Annotated in this window: 12 protein-coding genes; 8 read left to right on the top strand and 4 right to left on the bottom strand. The window is 55.4% G+C overall.

Annotated elements, in window-relative coordinates:
* Window positions 1–50: 50 nt before the first annotated feature.
* The 7 genes from FHX05_RS21075 (at window position 51) to FHX05_RS21045 (ending at window position 11,019) form a co-directional block, all read left to right on the top strand.
* Window positions 51–353 (top strand): hypothetical protein, encoded by a 303-nt coding sequence (locus FHX05_RS21075; RefSeq protein ID WP_162700896.1) that lies wholly within the window; start codon window positions 51–53, stop codon window positions 351–353.
* Entirely contained in the window at window positions 244–1,227 is a 984-nt protein-coding gene (gene bcsN / locus FHX05_RS21070) for a cellulose biosynthesis protein BcsN (protein ID WP_112412570.1), read from the top strand. Before FHX05_RS21075 ends, bcsN begins: the two co-directional genes overlap by 110 nt.
* A 59-nt stretch (window positions 1,228–1,286) precedes the next feature.
* A complete protein-coding gene (gene bcsA / locus FHX05_RS21065) occupies window positions 1,287–3,476 on the top strand; it encodes a UDP-forming cellulose synthase catalytic subunit (protein WP_112611555.1) in 2,190 nt (729 codons plus the stop codon).
* Window positions 3,476–5,971: a cellulose biosynthesis cyclic di-GMP-binding regulatory protein BcsB gene (locus tag FHX05_RS21060; RefSeq protein ID WP_183874256.1), complete on the top strand. Its 2,496-nt coding sequence runs from the start codon at window positions 3,476–3,478 to the stop codon at window positions 5,969–5,971. The genes bcsA and FHX05_RS21060 overlap by 1 nt, the downstream gene beginning before the upstream one ends.
* Window positions 5,968–7,017, top strand: coding sequence for a glycosyl hydrolase family 8 (locus FHX05_RS21055; RefSeq protein WP_183874254.1), 1,050 nt, complete (start codon window positions 5,968–5,970; stop codon window positions 7,015–7,017). Before FHX05_RS21060 ends, FHX05_RS21055 begins: the two co-directional genes overlap by 4 nt.
* Window positions 7,008–9,428, top strand: a complete 2,421-nt coding sequence (locus FHX05_RS21050; protein WP_348648330.1) for a cellulose synthase — start codon at window positions 7,008–7,010, stop codon at window positions 9,426–9,428. Before FHX05_RS21055 ends, FHX05_RS21050 begins: the two co-directional genes overlap by 10 nt.
* A gap of 847 nt (window positions 9,429–10,275) precedes the next feature.
* Window positions 10,276–11,019, top strand: coding sequence for an ABC transporter permease (locus FHX05_RS21045; RefSeq protein ID WP_246699026.1), 744 nt, complete (start codon window positions 10,276–10,278; stop codon window positions 11,017–11,019).
* A gap of 138 nt (window positions 11,020–11,157) precedes the next feature.
* On the opposite strand, the gene FHX05_RS21040 is transcribed toward FHX05_RS21045, so the two are convergent.
* Window positions 11,158–12,306, bottom strand: coding sequence for a hypothetical protein (locus FHX05_RS21040; RefSeq protein ID WP_183874250.1), 1,149 nt, complete (start codon window positions 12,304–12,306; stop codon window positions 11,158–11,160).
* A gap of 190 nt (window positions 12,307–12,496) precedes the next feature.
* Between FHX05_RS21040 and FHX05_RS21035 the strand changes: the two genes are divergently transcribed.
* Complete coding sequence (locus FHX05_RS21035; protein ID WP_183874248.1) at window positions 12,497–13,570, top strand: polysaccharide pyruvyl transferase family protein; 1,074 nt, start codon at window positions 12,497–12,499, stop codon at window positions 13,568–13,570.
* An 86-nt stretch (window positions 13,571–13,656) separates the two neighbouring features.
* On the opposite strand, the gene FHX05_RS21030 is transcribed toward FHX05_RS21035, so the two are convergent.
* From FHX05_RS21030 to FHX05_RS21020, 3 genes are all read right to left on the bottom strand, one after another.
* Window positions 13,657–14,400, bottom strand: coding sequence for a class I SAM-dependent methyltransferase (locus FHX05_RS21030; protein WP_183874246.1), 744 nt, complete (start codon window positions 14,398–14,400; stop codon window positions 13,657–13,659).
* 59 nt (window positions 14,401–14,459) lie between these two features.
* A complete protein-coding gene (locus FHX05_RS21025; protein WP_183874244.1) occupies window positions 14,460–17,282 on the bottom strand; it encodes a glycosyltransferase in 2,823 nt (940 codons plus the stop codon).
* A 920-nt stretch (window positions 17,283–18,202) separates the two neighbouring features.
* Entirely contained in the window at window positions 18,203–19,120 is a 918-nt protein-coding gene (locus FHX05_RS21020; protein ID WP_183874242.1) for an SMP-30/gluconolactonase/LRE family protein, read from the bottom strand.
* Between the last annotated feature and the right edge of the window lie 23 nt (window positions 19,121–19,143).

The following is a 19,143-nucleotide window of genomic DNA, read 5'->3' as shown; positions in this document are numbered from 1 at the left end:
ATTCATAGGCTTGCCGCCTGAAGTTTCAGCCTTTTCTTAGGAAAAATATCGTGCTTCGCGCATTCGGCACGATGGAGCGCGTTGGCTGCGCATTTCTGTCTTCTTCCGGCACTCCAATGGGCGAAATTAACCATCGGTTAACCATAATCACCTTTATTTGCTATAGTGAATACAAGGACTTGATTCCAAAGACCGTCGCGCAATTTGCCGATGAATGTGACCAGGATTGCCGCGATCTAAAAGATGCATTTTTCAAAGACGATAGTTTTGATAATGTTGGCCTGTATCGGGGCTGGTTGCACCACAACCGGTCAGGTTCACCAATCGATCGGCGTGGAAACGGTCACAAGTGACAAGGCGCTGGCATTTCCGCCACCCGGTGGACCAGCGATTATAAACGTGGTCGAGCGCCGGCATGGCAAGGATGTCGAGCAGACGATCGCACTTTCCACCTCGTCTTCCGTTTCAGGCCAGAACTTCCTCAAGGTCCAATTTCAAGGCATAACAGGCCCCAATCCGGGATTTGGGAGCCGGCCGTTCGATACGATCAGTGACCGGGTGATTGTTCGCGAAATGGCGGCCGCAATACCTGGCGTTCGGCTCGCGCGCTCGGCAACGTTCGTCCAGAACAGCTACGGGCCGTTCGGCTATGCTTCCGGCCAGAGCCGGGCCGGCGATACCTGTCTTTATGCCTGGCAGCAGGTGAAGGCCGGCTTTGCGCCACAGCAGGAGCAGCGCAATTTCGGCATGGTGCAGGTCCGCATCCGGCTCTGCGACGCCCATGCGAGCGAACGCGAGCTATTGAGCACGGTCTACGGTTATACGATCGCTGGCCATTTTGCCGGCGCCGCGCTCAATCCTTTCGGTGCACCGCGCGGTGCTGATGCTGCTCTCGGCAAGCCCGGCGAACCGGTCTATCCCGACGCGGCACCCTACCGCACTGCGCCGATCAGCATCGGCTACCAGCCCGCCCCCGTCACAATGCGCCCGACAATCAGGCGCCGGCCGGTCGTGATCCAACCTCAGCCGCAGGCGGCACCAGCGCTGCCGCCGATGATCGGACCGCGCGTACCGCTGCCGGATGGTGGAAACGAGCCCTCCCAAATCAATGGCGGAAGCGGCGCGAGTTCGTCGGCCGCACCACTACCGGCAAATACTGCAAGCAATATCGTCGTGCCTTTACCGGACTGTAACGGGGCAACTGGCATATCTCAGGGGTGCCGCTAGCAGCGGTTCCGCTTGGGGACGCCAGGATGGCGTCTGGCAATACCTTTGAAGGGACACCAATGCAGACTGCACGCAGCATCTTGATATGGGCCGTGATAGCGCTCTGCGGGATCATTCTGATCACGTTGCCGGTCAACCTTCAAACGCAGCTGATTGCCAGCACCGTCGTGGTCACTTTGATGGCGATCATCAAGATCCTCAAGCGGCAGGGAACCTGGCGGCTGGTGGCCCTCGCCTTTGGCACCGCCATCGTGCTGCGTTATGTCTATTGGCGCACATCCTATACGCTGCCGCCCGTCAATCAGCCGGAAAACTTCATTCCCGGCCTGCTGCTCTACCTCGCCGAAATGTACAACGTGGCGATGCTGATGCTCAGCCTCTTCATCGTCGCCACGCCGCTACCACCGCGCACCAACCGCGCTTCCGAAACCAAGAACTTCCCGAGCGTCGATGTCTTCGTGCCGTCCTACAATGAAGACACCAATCTTCTGGCCAACACCCTCGCCTCCGCCAAGGCGATGGACTATCCGGCCGACAAGCTGAGGGTGTGGCTGCTTGATGATGGCGGGACCTTACAGAAGCGCAATTCGACGAAGATTTTGGAATCGCAAGCGGCAATCGCCCGCCATGACGAACTCAAGCGGCTCTGCGTCGATCTCGATGTCGAATATCTGACGCGCGACCGCAACGAACATGCCAAGGCGGGCAACCTCAATAACGGCTTGGAGCATTCGAACGGCGACCTGATCGCCGTTTTCGATGCGGACCATGCGCCCGCGCGTGATTTCCTGCGCGAGACCGTCGGCTACTTCGAGGATGACCCGAAGCTCTTTCTGGTTCAGACCCCGCATTTCTTCATCAATCCGGATCCGCTGGAGCGCAATTTGCGTACGTTCGACAGCATGCCGAGCGAGAACGAAATGTTCTACGGCATCATCCAGCGCGGTCTCGACAAGTGGAATGCCGCCTTCTTCTGCGGTTCGGCCGCCGTGCTCAGCCGCAAGGCGCTGCAATCGCAAAATGGCTTTAGCGGCGTCAGCATCACGGAAGACTGCGAAACCGCCCTTGCGCTGCATGGCGCCGGCTGGAACAGCATCTATGTCGACAAGCCGCTGATTGCCGGCCTGCAGCCGGCGACTTTCGCAAGCTTCATCGGCCAGCGCAGCCGCTGGGCGCAAGGCATGATGCAGATCCTGCGCTTCCGCTTCCCGCTCTTGAAGCGCGGTCTGACGCTGCCGCAGCGGCTCTGCTACATGTCCTCGACGCTGTTCTGGCTCTTTCCGTTTCCGCGCGCCATCTTCCTGTTTGCACCACTCTGCTATCTCTTCTTCGATCTCGAGATCTTCACGGCATCGGGTAGCGAGTTTCTCGCCTATACGCTTGCCTATATGCTCGTGAACTTGATGATGCAGAACTATCTCTATGGGTCGTTCCGCTGGCCCTGGATTTCCGAGCTCTACGAATATGTTCAGACGGTACATCTGTTGCCGGCGGTGATCTCGGTCATGCTCAATCCCCGCAAGCCAACCTTCAAGGTCACCGCCAAGGATGAGTCCATCGCCGTCAGCCGGCTTTCGGAAATCAGCCGTCCGTTCTTCGTCATCTTCGCCGTTCAGGTCATCGCGCTGGCGGTCACCATATACCGCATCTATGCTGAGCCCTATAAAGCGGACGTCACGCTTGTCGTCGGCGGCTGGAACATCATCAACCTCATCCTTTCCGGCTGTGCGCTCGGCGTTGTCTCCGAACGCGGGGAGCGCGCCTCTTCACGGCGCGTGCGGGTCGATCGCCGCAGCGAATTCGGGATCGACGGACGGTGGAATTCTGCTTCCATCGAGGACGTCTCCGTCCACGGCGCCAGGTTGAACGTCTTCAACAAGGATCTGGAGCCGGTCAAGGTCGGCTCGGAAGCGACCATACGCTTTCAGCCCTATAGCGGCGCCGAAATGGTGACCTTGTCGATTGTCGTCCGCAATATCGAACAGATGGGAGATATCACGGCCATCGGCTGCCAATATATTCCGAAGGGTGCTGCCGACCACCGCCTGATTGCCGATCTCGTCTTTGCCAATTCCGATCAATGGACGAAGTTCCAGCAGGCGCGGCGGCGCAATCCCGGCATCATCCGCGGGACCTTCTGGTTCCTCAGCATGTCGCTTTATCAGACCAGCCGCGGCCTGCTCTATCTGTTCAAAGGTGTGGGCTCCGATCGCACGCAGCAACGGCAGGATGCGAAGGCGAGAAGCTGATGAACCGCACCTTCCCCATCCTCCTGCTTCTCCTTGGCGCCGTTACGGCACAGGCGCAGACGGCGCCGTTTGACATGTCCGGCGAGCGGCCGAAGGGCGAAGCGCCGACAGTACCTCAGATCATTATCCCTCAAACTGCCGCGCCGCAGATGGAGTCCCCGAAAACAGTAGCGCCTCCGGCTACCGCTCCTCAAGCCGTCGCACCACAGGTCGCGCCGCCTCTGGTCATGACGCCGCCGGCCACTACGCCGCAAACACCGGCGCCAAAGGCCGTCCCGCCTGTTGCTCCCATGCAGACAACGCCACAAGCGGCATCGAAGACGAAGCAGGCGACCGCTGGCAACGACGTATCGGCCTTCCGGCGCTATGTCGTTCCCTTCGCAAAGCTGCGATTGGAGGGCGAGGCCGATCGCAAGTCCTGGTCGATCTATCTGACGCCTGAGCAGGCGGCAGCCCCGGCAAAACTCACTTTTGCCTATCAGAATGCAGTTGTCGTCGCCCCGGAGGCATCCCAGATCACCGTTCTGGTGAACGACCGCGCCGTTCATCAGCAGCAGATCGGCTCCTCGGACAACGAGTCCGATATCAGCTTCGACATCCCGCGCGGGCTCCTTCAGCCCGGCGCCAATCTCCTGACCTTCGAGGCGACGCAGCGCCACCGCGTCGACTGTGATATTGCGTCGACCTACGAACTCTGGTCCGACATCGATCCCGCCAGAACCTATCTCAGCTTCGCCGGCCGCGACGCAGAAAAACTGTCGACGACCGATGCCATCCGTGCAATCGGTGTCGACGGCACCGGCAAGACGCAATTCAATCTCGTCGTACCGGCCCTGGCTCAATCAGAGACGACCAAGCCGATCCTGCATCTGGCACAGGGACTGGCACTTCTGAGCGGAATGCCGAACCAGGCCTTTTCATTCGGCGCAGATGCCCTCCCCGCGCCCGGCCCGGGCAAAATGACCGTGGTCGTCGGCACGCCGACAGAGCTGCAGCCTATCTTTGCTGTTCCGGCCGCAGCACAAAGTGGCGCGCTCGCGACCTTTGCAACGGACCCTCGCAGCGGTCAGCAGCTTCTCCTTATCAGTGGTCCATCCTGGCAGGCAATCGCGTCTGCGGTCGACATGGTCGTGTCGCCGACCGAACGCGCGCCAGGCACCCGTCGAGATCTGCTGGTAACACAACGATGGTCCGCACCCGACGCGCCGCTGATCTATTCGGGCACCAGCCTTTCCTTCGAACAGCTGGGCGTCAAGACCACAGAATTCTCCGGCCGGCGTTTCCATACCAGCTTCAACGTGGCGATCCCCTCCGATTTCTATGCGAATGCCTATGGCGAGGCGACCATCCTGCTGGATGCGGCCTATGCCAAGGATGTGCGGCCGGGCAGCCACATCGACGTCTATGTCAATGGCAGCATCGCCACGACCAAGCCGATCACGGCGACCGGAGGCGGCATCTTCAGGCAATTGCCCATCCGCATCACGATGCAGCATTTCAAGCCGGGACTGAACAACATCACGCTTGAAGCCATGTTACTGGCCGATGAGGATACCGCCTGCGCGCCTGCCGCGACATCGAGCATGACGCCGCGATTTGCACTCTTCGACACGAGCCAGTTTACGGTGCCGGATTTCGCGAGGATCGCACAGCGCCCGAATCTGGCGGCTCTCACCGGCACAGGCTACCCCTACAGCCGCGAGACCGAGCCCGCCGCGCTCTTCATCGATCGCCCGGATGCTGACACCTTGTCCGCGACCGCAACGCTCCTAGGCCAGATGGCACTCACCGCCGGTCACCCTATCCCTTTCGAACCGACCGCCTCGCCGAATACCGTCGGCACCCGTAGTGCGCTGTTCATAGGATCCGTTTCGCAGCTGCCGTCGACAATCCTTGCGCAAATGAACATCTCCACTGCGAGCCAGGTCGCCTGGCGCCCGCCCGCCCCTGGCCAGGGCAATATACCGGAGGCTTCGGTGACGATTGCCGATTGGCGCACGCGCATCAATGGCGGGATATTGCAGGGGCAGATGCAGAACTTTCAGCAATGGATGCATCGCAATTTTGACATTACCCTGAGCTCGCTGCGCTTTATTCCCAGCTCCGAACAGATGTTCACACCATCGAACGCAAATAGCTTCCTGATCGCCCAGGAGGCAAATCCGACCAATGACGCAACCTGGACCGTCGTCACCGCGCCCAGCGCCGGAGACCTGCGGGCAGGCGCCGAGGCGATGAGCGCGCAACATGCCTGGTCGCAGATCGGCGGTCGCATAACGGTCTATTCCGGCAAGACGGGGAAAATCGATACGGTGCCCGTAAGCCGATTCAGCTTTGTCGTCTCCCAGCCCTGGTCGCTGACAAACTATCGGCTGATCGCCGCAAACTGGCTTTCCAGCAACATATTGTCCTACGCCTTGCTGTTCGTGATCGGCTCCTTCCTGCTCGGCGTGAGCACGGCAAGCGTTCTTTCCAAGATCGGCAGGCGCGAATGAAGCTTCGGCGCCTTGTTCTTGCTATCTGCAGCGCGGCCATTATGACGGCAGCGCAACCGGCTGCCGCTCAACGAGCGGCAATCGATCCGCAGGCCTGGGCTGCCTACAAGGCGAAATTCCTCGATGTGAATGGTCGCATCATCGACAACGGCAATGGCGGCATTAGCCATAGCGAGGGGCAAGGATACGGCATGCTGCTTGCCTACCTGGCCAACAATCCGGCCGATTTCGAACAGATCTGGTATTTTACCCGCACGGAGCTGTTGCTGCGCGATGACGGTCTTGCCGTCTGGAAATGGGATCCGGCCGTCATCCCGCATGTAGCGGACACGAACAATGCTTCGGATGGCGATCTGCTGATTGCTTACGCACTAGCCCTGGCGGGATCGGCCTGGAACAATAGAGATTATCTACAGACGGCCGCAAGCATGGCGAGATCCATCCTTGCTCATCTTGTCATCACGTCCGCAGGGACGACGCTGCTTATTCCAGGCGCCGAAGGTTACCGGCAACCGGGGCGTAAGGATGGGCCGGTCATCAATCCATCTTATTGGGTCTTCGAAGCGATCCCCGTCATGGCGCTGCTGGTGCCTTCCGATCGCTGGCAGAAGCTCAGCAACGACGGCCTTGCCCTGCTGCGCTCCCTGCAATTTGGCCCGCGCAAGCTTCCCGCCGACTGGGTAAGCCTCAAGGCGAAACCGGAACCCGCGGACGGCTTCGAAGCGGAATTCGGCTATAATAGCGTCAGGATCCCGCTTTACCTGGCCCGCGCCGGGATCGACGACAAGGCGCTGCTTTCACGCCTCCGGCAGGGAATGACCGTCGCGGAGGATGAGCCTGCCACGATCGATCTGGCGACCGGCAAGCCGAAGGACCTGCTTCCCGACGTGGGTTATAGAATTGTTAACGATGTTGTGGCGTGTGTGGTGAGCGGTACGAAACTGCCTGCTTCGGTTCGGCAGTTTACCCCATCGCTTTACTATCCGGCCACCTTGCAGCTGTTGAGCCTGGCTTTCGTCACGGAGAAGCATCCGGAGTGTTTATAAAGTCCACCTTGATCATGGCTTTCATGGCCGTCGCCGTGGCGGGGTTCACGCTCGCGACGAAGGATCACGATTCGCCGGAAGACAAGATCAAGCTGGCAAAGTCGGCACGTCTCGAGCCGCAGGCGATGCTTGCCGCCGATAACAGCTCGGCCGGCGGCAGCTCCGGACAGCCCGCCGACTTGCAGGCGCTTGCCGATCATATACAGGCGGCTGCGCCCTCGGCGGTTCTCTCCGACACTCCTGCGAAGTCGGCAAATACGACCGCCGCGGATTCTGTGGCGCAAGCCTCGCCGGAACAGGCACAGCCGCAAGCAACGAAGCCAACATCACCTCAGCAGTCCAACCCGGCACAAGCTGGCGATAATCAGCCGAAGGTCGACGAAAGTGCATTGCGCTATTTTGCAAGCCGGGGCGACAAGGCGCGACTGCAGGCCGAAATCTCCCGACTGCAGGCGCTCTACCCCAATTGGAAGCCACCTGCCGATCCGCTGGCCATACCGCAAAATAGCGACAAGCAGCTCGAGGCCATGTGGCAGCTCTATTCGGAGGGCCGCTACGCCGAAGTGCGCAAGGCCGTCGCCGACCGACAGACTAGCGAACCCGGCTGGCAGCCGCCCGCCGATCTGCTGGAGCGGCTCGATATCGCGGAAGCCCGCACCCGGCTCGTTAACGCCTCCGATCTGAAGCAATATCAAACCGTGATCGACATCGGCGCGAGAACGCCGAGCCTGCTGACCTGCAGCGATATAGATGTTCTCTGGCGGGTCGCCGAAGCCTTCATTAGCACGGATCGTGCCGCCCGTGGCCTGGATGCCTATAAATATATCCTGAAGATCTGCACCAATCCGCAAGAAAGGCTTGCGACCATCCAGAAGGCGGCGGCTCTGCTGCCCTATCAGCCGATGCAGGACCTTTTGGCTCTCGAAAGGCCCGACGGCAATGGCGGGCGGGAATTCGACGGCATCAGGATTGATCTGGCCCGCCGTTTCGTCGCCCAGGGCAATGACGATCCGAAACTGGTGGTATCGCGGGATTATCTCTCCCAGGTCGAGCGTGTCGCCCGAAGCCAGGGCCTTGCATCCGATGACGCACTCCTCGGCTGGTATTATTTGCGTCGCGGCAACTACCCCGATGCCGAGCAATGGTTCAAAGCAGCGCACGAGAAGGAAGATTCGGCAACGATCTCACAGGGTTTAGCACTGGTACTGATCGCCGATCGCAAGCCGCAGGAAGCCGAAGACGCCATGTATAAGTGGCGCAATGAATCCAAGGATGCGATGGCAACCTACCTTGCGGCGACCGCCAATCTGATCGCGCTGCAACCGCCGGCCAACCTCAGTGAAGATGTCCTAGGCCGCATCGCCGCGGAGGTCGTGAAGCAGAAATACGTCCCGACAGCCCAGCAGTTCGGGTGGTTTGCGCGCTCGATGAACCAGCAGCAGGCAGCTGCTCGCTGGTTCGAGACCGCTTTGCGCTGGAAGCCGGACGACGAACCCTCCGCCTATGGCCTTGCCATTACCCGCAATCAGCTGAACGACCGGCAGGGTGTTGCCGAAGTTCAAAGACTATGGGCCGGTCGCTCCCAACGCATCGCCGTGCTCGGCGAGCCGGCGCCTCGAACGCCGACGTCAGAACCGCTGCCGTCGCCCAACCAAGCCGGACAGTCCGCACCACAGGCTCCGCCTCAAACATCGATGCAGCAAGGCGCAGCGCAGAATGTGCTCCCCCCAATCTCCCAGGCAGCACCTCAGCCTTCGATGACACGGCCCTATGTCAATGCGCAGATGCCCGACCAGCCGATCGCGCCCGCCCGCAGTGCACCATCCCAGATTTATGCTGAACCACAGGCCCGCGCCCGGGTCGCCACCCGCTCGCCACGCAAAACGGCAGGATGCAAAACCACCGTGAACGCGCAAGTGCTGACGCCTGGTAACGCTCTTTCCCGAGGCTGGTGCCTGATGAACCTGAATCGGCCCATGGAAGCAGTGGAAGCCTTTGGCGTCGCCTTGAACAGTGCGGATCCGAAGTCGCGCGAAGAGGCAGCCTATGGGCAGAGCCTGGCCTATTTGAGAGCTGGCCTTGCCAACGATGCGTCCGTTGCCGCCACCAAGGCGCCGATGAACCACCAGCGCGCGGCCGAATTACAGGTCGCCATCCTGGCCGACCGTGCTCTCTCGGCCTTTGAGGGCAAGCGCTATCACGAGGCTTTGCTCTATCTCGATCAGCGAGCCCAACTGCAGCAGGAACGCGTCGACCTGATGGTCCTGCGCGGATACTGCTATCTCAATCTGAAAATGTACGACGACGCCGAACGCATCTTCACTGCCGTCGCCGCAACCGGCAGCCGCGACGGCAGCCGTGGCTTGCGGGATCTGCAGCTTACTCTACATCCGCCGCGAGGGGAGTATTGAGGTGCCACAACCAAAGCTGCCGCATGTGTTGAAGATCTATATTGCCGCTATTACTTCCACGACTCTGCCTACGGCCTGCTACAGCGCATGGGATGATTGGACACGATCGATCGCATCGACGATGCTTGGCCTCGCATTGCTCGGCCGGCGTAAAGCAGACGGAGACTTTCGCTTCGACCGGCTCACCCGCATAGACTTGACTTGCAAACATCAGGGCGGCAATAGCGACGGCGGTGATTCTCATATCGATTTTATAGTATATCGGGGCATTTTCACCCATCCCCTTAATTTCGAGTATTCCTGATTAGCCTATAACGAATTAAGCCTACGACGGCAACCTAACGCGAGACACGCAGTATGGCCCTGATGATGAAGCCCAACACCTGCTGGAAACATTACTCTTCACATTCAATGTGATCCCCGACAATGAGGAGCACCGAGGGTCGCGATTAAAAGCCGCTAATGAACAGCTTTTTTTAGTCGGCCCTTTTTATGCGACGTGCTAGAAGACAACAACTTCGGCTTCTCCGCTAAGATTATTCCCGACAACTCAAGGCTAATCTGAGAGATTCCGACACTTCTTGACCCTTCGAAGATGTCACTGAGGATATAACTTGATCACAAAGAAGGAACTTGAGCGGCGGTGTAAAGAGGCGTTAAATGGTCTTTTCATCAAATGACTTCAACTTACCATTGGCCGGTGTGACGGCGGCGATGTTCGTCGCATTTTACATCCTTCACGTGCTAGGTTTCGACCTACCACCGTTTTTCTAAAGTTCAGATGCGACAACTTCAGCGAAGCACGAGACAGACTGTAAAGGAAGCGCTGCGCGAGCGTGGACATGTGATGATGGCCGTTATTCTTCGCGATATGAGAACGAGGTTCTTCAACCACGGCCTTGGATTTCTCGTGCAATCGCTTTGGCCGCTGACACATATTTTTGTCCTACTGTTTTTGAATACATATGCCGGACGATCTGCACCATACGGGAGTAGCCCTATGGTATTTTTTGGGGCCGGCGTGGTTCCGACACTAACCTTCATATATATTTCAAGATTTATGGCATATTCAATTATATTGAACAAAAATATGCTTTCATTCCCCATAGTAAGGGTTACCGATATAATTTATGGTAGAGCTTTTCTAGAGATTAGCGCTGGCTTCATAACTTTGCTTTTTATTTGGATTATATTCATAGCAATGGGTGTGGATCCCTATCCAGATGACCCATTACAAGCAGTTTTTGCTTATCTTGCAACAATTCTATTGGCTTTGGGAGTCGGTTCAATCATAAGCGTCATGACGACAATCCTTCCCATTTTTGTAACGGTGTACGCCCTGATGACGATCCTATTCTATCTTGGTTCAGGATGTCTTTTCGTGACACCAAATTTGCCAGATCAGATCGCAATTCCACTTTCGTACAACCCGATAGTGCAGTGCGTGGAGTGGATGCGCACGGCATATTTCGAGAGCTACAGCGATCGCCTTCTCGATAGGGAATATATCCTGTCATTTGGCGGTGTATGTCTGTTGATTGGCCTGCTCGCGGAAAAATATTCAAAGAGATTGATGCTCGACGCCGGATAGAGCGACTCGCGCGACCGAAGGCACCTGGATCGTTTGACGCTCAAGATTCCAGATCCGCAAGTAAAGTGATATGTGAGGCTTCTAAACGCTTACGAATTAACCGCACCGCCTTCGCAAATGAGCTTGGAAATACGACTTTCACGGTTGCCTAATTGTCGAACCTATATTGTTCAATATATTGTTTGTCGGCGAAATGGGTACATCGGAAACAAGCGCATTAGGCCCTGATGCATAGCTCAGATTATTGCCGTAGATTGCCGAGTTAATTACGCCATCGCCTAATGAAATTCCCTTGACATCTGGCTCCAGCGGCCCAGTGATGGTGTGTCCCATGATTATCGCGCCGGAATGATCCGAAATCGTGTTTTGCAGGCGGACCCCGGCAACACGCGGTTGATCGCCCACCGTACCAATGAGAACTTGGTTACCTTCCAACAGGAAATTGTATAGAGGGCGAAGATTCGGTTGGTTGTCGGTGCCTCCGGAATATCCCCAGGCATGCGCCCCGATAAAGTGATTGTTTCCTCCATGCGACGCGTAAAAATTAGCAATCCTCGCATCAACTGCGACTGCTCCGATTTGATTGTCCGAGCCAGCGACCCAAAGATTGTAATCTGGAAGGTCCGCCGGAGTTCGATAGCAATCGTGACCAATGTCATTGACGTTTTCCAATCGATTAGAGTTATCGATGGAAGTCTCGTAGCCAGCCTTCTGAAAGTAATTGGCACCATTGCCGGCGGCCGCATTGCGCAGCACCGAACTGCGAAAAGTCAAGCCGACGGTGTAGGCATTATAAACCGTGTAGCGAGAGATGCATGATCCATCAATCCTGACATTTTCGAATGTCAACTTGGTTGCGCTCTTCACGCTCTCGCCGAAACCCTCGCCTTCGACATACATCGTGGCAAATTTGACCGCCCCGCTTGAGCAGCCAGGCATTGCGCGGATCGTGGCGCGCCCGGCCGACGCCCCCTCAATGACCAAGCTTGCGGTGCCATTTGCAACGCCCTGAGGTCGGAAGCTATCGGCGCACACGTTATAGTATCCAGAGGATGGCGCCGGCAGGTAAAGGTGGCCAGCATTCCGACCTGCGACTTTCCCAGTGGCGGCGACGGCGGCATTCAACGCGGCGCTGTCATCTCCGCCGGACCCAGCTGCAGGATTGAAGTCTTGTGGCGTGGGGTATGGAAAATCGACACGCTGCTGCTGCGCGAGGGAGTTAGTCGAAGCCAACGGATTTACACAGAGGATAGCAAACGAGACGCCGCAAACATGCCTGAAACCCATTTACCAGATCCATCCTATCACGACCATCGGACGTGAAGTTCATAACAATCTGGAATGGCTAAATTTGGATCGAGGCGTCCCAATAAAACGTGTGGGCAACTATCAGTTCGTGCTTTTCCGCCGATAGCCGCTTGCGGGTCCGCATGTTTTTCCGTTACATCAATAGCTATCAGTTTTTAAGGGGGATCTCGTGAGAGTTGCATTTTTTACAGATACGTTCACTCAGTTCACACCGCTAAATGAAAAGTATGATTCCATCGCCTGGAACACCGGCAATCTTCTTTTTCTCAATGCGATCAAGAAAACCATCGAATGCGACATAGTCTCCTCGTGGGAAGACGATAAGATGGAAGAATACGATGCATTCATCACGTCCGATTTAATTTGGGTACTAGAGAACGCAAAGCCATCAGATCGGATGCTAAACCGCCTCAAGATGGCAAAGGACCGGCCAATCATACCCCTAAGTGTTGGCCTTCAATCGCATACATTTAAGCCCGACTTCAACTTGCACCCTGAAATGCTCTTCGCGCTAAAAGAGATGGAGTCTCGCTGTGTTATTGCTGTGCGTGGCGAATACACTGCGGACATACTCAACCGACATGGCGTCACGAACGTCGAGATCGTCGGTTGCCCTTCAATGTACCAGTTACCGCTCTACCTTGGGAATCTCAATTTTCTTGAGAAGGAGCCGACGGCGTCTTTCGCAACAGCCAATTATCGCTCCTTCGATGGAGCGTTCACCTCGGCTGACCGTGATATATTGCGCTATATACAGACGTATAGCGGGGGCTTTGCCGAACAAACACTCTTGCCACTGACGCCGAAGATGATGCCAGACACACGTATCAGGCAATGGTTCACACGCTATACCTATGTCTACTTTGATCTAGATTCCTGGGTTCTACATAACCAACGGTATGACTTCAGCTTCGGATTGCGCTTTCATGGCAACATTGCGGCACTCTTGGCGAAAGTCCCAGCCCTGTTCATGAAATTCGACAGTCGAACGCAGGAAATGACAGATTACTTCTCTCTCCCGACGATCCGAGCCGACCAGTTTTCAATAGATGAGCCGCTTTTTAGGCATGCTGAACGCACCGACTATTCCGCATTTATTCGCGGGTATAGAAGCAAACTGAAAAATTACACCGACTTCCTGATGCGCAACAATCTCGAAATGACCTTAAATTTCCGCAAAAGATTGGACAACTTTCTTGTTGGACATCGCAGCCTGGAAAAGCGAGCGCTTGATGCGCTTTAGCGAATACACTCGTGCGGCGCCACGACCATGACAGTGGCGGCCTTTTATTGCCGCTATCGTCCTTTCCTCGGGCCACTAGACCGGCACTATGAGTTGCGAATATTACGCAGTATCGACTCCAAATAGTCACCCGTCGCGCCATTGTCGGGAAGTCGTTGCATCGCGATATCGTGGTATCCCCAGCCATCAAGCGACAAATGTGTCACCTCGAAATTTTCCGACACCACAAATTCGTTGACGGCTTGCAGGACGCCATACGGATCGCCCTCTAGCGGCGACCAACCCGTATAGTCATTGCAAATAATATGGCCGCCGACCTTCACCTTGCTTTTTGCCATCTCCAAATCCTGCCGAACATGATCGTACATGTGGCTGGCGTCAATGTAGATCCAATCAAAATGCTCATCTGGAAATTTCGAGAGCTCTACCCACGATGTGCCCTCGATTGGGGATAGGCGACCGGCTTCGATGTATGGGTTCAACAAATCGTATCGGAACGGCGCGTAATTCATATCAACCACGATAAGTTTGATATTTGCGTGAGTGGTAAGAATGAATTCGGCGAATAATCCGGCTTGGGTGCCTACTTCGATAGCCACTCCGTCACCTGGCAATTGACGAATAATGTCTTTCCGGTCCCCTATTACCTTACAGCCATCAAGCTTTGCCTGAGGAATCGAAATCCTCTTGCCGTCATGGCCCATTATGAATTTCGGAAGCCGCCCTTTTTTACGAGAGGCAGCAACAGCCTTTCTCAAGGCCGATCTGAATTCTAGATGCTTTTCCTGAGCGTCCTTAAGCAAAGACTCAAAATCGTTTTCTTCCGACATAAAAACTTCTCCAACGGCCTTAAAATTATGGGAACGCCCGAATCAACGGCCCTTAGAACCTAACGGAAAAACACGTCAATAGTTGTATCGGTCGGTAAATAAATTTCCAACACGCGTGGGATTGGTACCCCTTTAGGCGCAGAATATGTCTTTCTGTTTTCTCCATAACTCAAACCAAAATCGAAAGCATCCCCCCCCCAATTGAGCACAGGCCGAACTCCATCATCAGTTACAATTTCGAGATCACCAGACCAATCGCCATGGTCAGGCAGCGTCACATAGACCGACGTGTAGCCAATTGCTTTGTCGATATGCCCTCTTAGTTTGCCAGATGCCTTCAGAAGGGCAACCTCCCCAATGCCATCAATGTTTATCCGCTGCCGTGGCTTCGCCCAAAATGGGGAGCCTGATCGAGCAGAAGGCTCTCTTCGAACGATGGCTCTGATACCAAGGTCGCTCGAGCTTGGAAGTCTCAATGCGACTTGGACATCCGGGCGATCATAACGATTTGCCAAAAACAGGGTGTACTGATCTCTATCTATCAAGATTCCATCTGGCGTGTCTGGGTGTCCGTCTTTATCCACAAACCATCCCTCAAGCAGGTATCCATGAACTTCACCGCCGGAAGAAATTCGTATCGGTGCCTGGTGTTGCAAATTCGACTGGACATCCGCTCCCAAGAGTTTTGTCAAGGCAAGAAACTTCTCGCGCTGTTCAAAAATCGGCAACGCAAGTTGGATGGCATCTTTTTTGCGCCCGATCTCAAACGCTAGGTCGGAAAGCTTCCTACGAGCGTCTGTGGAATTTGGATCGAGCGCCATAAGCTCACGTTGAAGCGCGGCCGCTGGCTCTTTCCCTAAGCGATGCCAGGTCTGGTCCAGAATTCCTTGCGCCAGTTCATTACGATTCGCATAGCGCAAGATATCGCCGACCAAAGTTGGCTGGACATGGTCTACGGCCGCGAAGATCCTCTCATGATTGGCGTATATATTCCCGGTCGCCAACATCCCGGTGGTGCTAACGCGGTAATGAAAAAGTGGCTCCGGCACAACGCCGATCTTAAAGCCGTGCATGTACGCCTTTAGGAACAACTCCCAGTCTTCAACACCCACTCCTCGTAGTTCAGAGAATCCTCCCAGCTTCTCAAAAGTGTCCCTCTTTATCAGTGCGTTCGCATCTCCAAATCGGTTTCTGAAGAAAGAAAAGACACCTCCGATGCCAATCGGATAGAATTCGATCGAGCGCTTTTTCTTTGAGTCAGAAAACGGGCCTCGAGCGTCATTCGCGCGAAAAACGTAGGCTTGGCACGTCAGGATATCAGCATCTGAATGCACAGCCGCCGAGACGAAATTTTCTATCTCATGCGGTTCGGCGACATTGTCGTCATCATGGAACAGAATATATTCGCCTCGCGCAACCTTTGCAGCAGCATTTCTGGCCGCACCCAGGTAGTTGTTTGGCGTTCGAGCAATTTGGATTGGGAAGCGGCTGGAAGCTTTTTCGATGCGCTCCAACTCTTTGGTCGCGCCAGCCGAGGTGCTTCCATCATCCACCACAATGATCTCAATGCTCTCGTAGGTTTGCTCGTTGAGATGTTTCAGCGCCAGTTCAAGGAATTTGGGACGCTCATAATGAGTAATGCAGACGCTAACTAGCGGCTTAATCTTGATTTTTGTCTCACCAACATTGGTCGCAGTAAAGAGACTTGCGTGCAATAATTCCCATTCTTCCATGATTTTGGATGGCTTGAGCGAGGACACTATCGAGCCCATCCCATCATTGGCAATACGGAGGATCGCCGCACTCAAATCTTTTCCGCTCGGGTTAGCTAAGCATTGGGGAGCTTCATCCTCAAATAGCTCTGCAATACCGCCGACTGCGGAAGCTACGAAAGGAACGCCTAGAGTAAAACACTCACCGATGACGCAGGGGCTGTTTTCAATCAGAGACGGTATGACGCAAATGGTGTTTTCTCTCCTTTTTAAGAAGCCCATCGCCTCATGCTGAGAGAAGTCATTTATGAACTCAATATCGCCAGGATAATTTTTCAGTTTCCGCAGCGCCATTGAACCCGTGAATTCGCGATCTATGCGATCAAAGCGCCCCATGAACACGATGTTTGGATGGAAGTCCTCCGGGAATAGGGCAACCGCATCAAGGAAAATCTCAAATCCTTTTCGTCTCTCGTGTCTGCCAAAGAAGACTAAGGTATCTATGCTGCCGCCGGCAACTTCTCTCGTTTTAAGCTGCATGTTCGGCACGAAGCCGGCATTAAACCATTGCGGCAACAACCAATTTATCACCCTCGCTTCTGGCAACTTAATGTTTTGTTCGGCATACCAATCGAGCAAGTAACGGCTAGGGCTAACAACGAGATCAGAGTTTTCTATCTGGCTCTTCTCGATTGCTTCAGCTTCAAAGTTTTCCAGAGATGGTACGTGCCGATTGTAACGGCGAACCCACTCAGAGCTGCCGTGGAGGTGCGTTACTACGCTCGATCTGAGAGAACCCTGCCGTCGGGCCATCGCGCAATAAAAGCCGCTCCCAAGCCACTCGTTAAAATGAACAACGTCAGGATCATGCCGTTTGATAAACCGATAGACACAATACGCTTTTGATATGCTGTCGACGGGATTTGCAACTTCATCATCGTCTGAAACTACTTCGCCGAGTAGCGTTATTGTTATGTCAGGATGTAGTTCCTGAAATCTCGACGTATCCGCCGCAGAAACAGCCATATCGGTCACAAGGACTTCAACACGGTATCCTAGGTTCGTCAGGTGGAGTGTCAGCCCCAAAGCACACGCCCCGATCCCCCCTGACTTATTAAGACCAGAAATTTCCTCAGTAACTATGCAGGCTTTTCCAAAAGACGATTCCACAACTAGCTCCAACATACTGCGCACACCAGGACGTAGATGTCATATGACGCTGAGTTGCTTGGATCAACTCTCCTAAGTTGAAAAAATGAGCCGAATGGTACGCGCTACACTGTTTCCTTAACCCTGAATCTGTCTGTATGGGGAGCGTGAGATGATGATATGTGCCTAAAATTCTACACCTCGCCCACCAGAAGGTCGCCGAACGGGAACCGATCTTATCGATCAGGATATAGCGATCATGATAGCGGCGACCCAAACTGCCATTATTCCAACACTTTGCAACTTGCTAATCAATAAAGGTGTGCTGATGTAAGCCGATATCGTTAATGATCTTCGTGGACTTCTTTCAATTGGTCTATAGAATCTCCGCACAGCTAGGGGCCATTGAAACACCTGCTGCCGATTCTTGAAGAATCCGTCTCAAAAGGTCCTAAGCCTTGATTAGATATGCAGGCTGCAAACGATTCTACACACGATCGCTGTCCTTATCAAAGGGCCTGGCGATCTGAGCTCGGAAAAGCGTCTTGTCTGCCCTCCCTGTTGCCGCCCTGCCTGGTGCCACCCGGCGGGGCGATTTGCATCAGGCAATTGAAGCCATTCTCGGCGGCACAGCTTAATACGCACCAACAAAGCTTGTCCGGTGCTCGTTCAGACTGCCGAATTTGCCCTTACCGGCTTCTTCTGCAATCAGCAACTTCTCACCAATGTTTAATCGGTCAGAGTTACGAGACCATGTCGTATAGCTCAGGGAGTTTATTTTGAAGCACAAAGTTGTGGTTGTCAGGCAGGCTAAGACAAAGGCGCCAGCCGCGGAAAAGCGGGTTGACGATATCGAGGCCCACAACGCGGATGCCAACCAGCGCGTCGAGCGACTGAGGCAGATCCTGAAGGCTTTCGATCGCGCCGGATTTGCACGGCGCTCAAGGCATCTCCACCCCAGTCGCGGTCGTGAAGACCCGATACAGCGAGCGCGTTGCAGCAACGAAAAGCTGGTTCCGCTTCGGGCCACCGAATGTAAGATTGGCGACCGTCTGCGGGATCTTCACCTTGCCGATCAAAACCCCATCAGCCGCAAAACAATGAACGCCGTCGCCGGCGCTTGTCCATATGTTACCATCGATGTCGGCACGGAAGCCGTCCGGAATGCCGGTGTCGATGTTGCAGAAGACCCGGACGTTTGCGAGTTTCTTGCCGTCCACGACATCGAAGACACGAATGTGGCGGGGGGCGCTGATATCGTGGCTTGCGGCGGAGTCGGCGACATAGAGTTTCGTCTCGTCCGGGGAAAAGGCCAAGCCGTTCGGCTGACGGAAATCGTCCGCCATGACATCCAGTTCGCCGGTGGCCGGATCGAGGCGGTAGACGTTGCGGGTCGCCTGCTCAGGCTCCGCCTTGTAACCCTCGTAATTGGAGAGAATGCCATAGGTTGGGTCGGTAAACCAGATCGTTCCGTCCGAGCGGACGATCACGTCGTTGGGTGAATTCAGGCGCTTGCCTTTATAGCTATCGGCAAGAACAGTAATGGAGCCGTCAATCTCCGTGCGCGTCACACGGCGGCCGCCATGTTCGCAGGATATTAATCGCCCTTGGCGATCGCGCGTATTGCCGTTGGCGAAATTCGAGGGCGCGCGAAAGATCGAGACATTCCCGCCCGGCACCCAGCGCAGCATTCGCTCGTTGGGAATGTCGCTCCAGATCAGGCAGCCGGCATCGGCAAACCAGACCGGCCCCTCGGCCCAACGGCAATCCGAGTAAAGCTCCTCCAGGCCGGCGCTCGGGACGATCAGATTGCGGAAGCGCGTGTCGTAGATTTCGTAAATGGAGGCGTCGGTCGGCATCGCAGTTTTCCTGTAGGGATCTT

Source organism: Rhizobium sp. BK491, assembly GCF_014194925.1.
Classification (GTDB): Bacteria; Pseudomonadota; Alphaproteobacteria; order Rhizobiales; family Rhizobiaceae; genus Rhizobium.
Note: the sequence above shows the minus strand (reverse complement) of the source record. Positions and strands in the feature narration are given on the sequence as shown.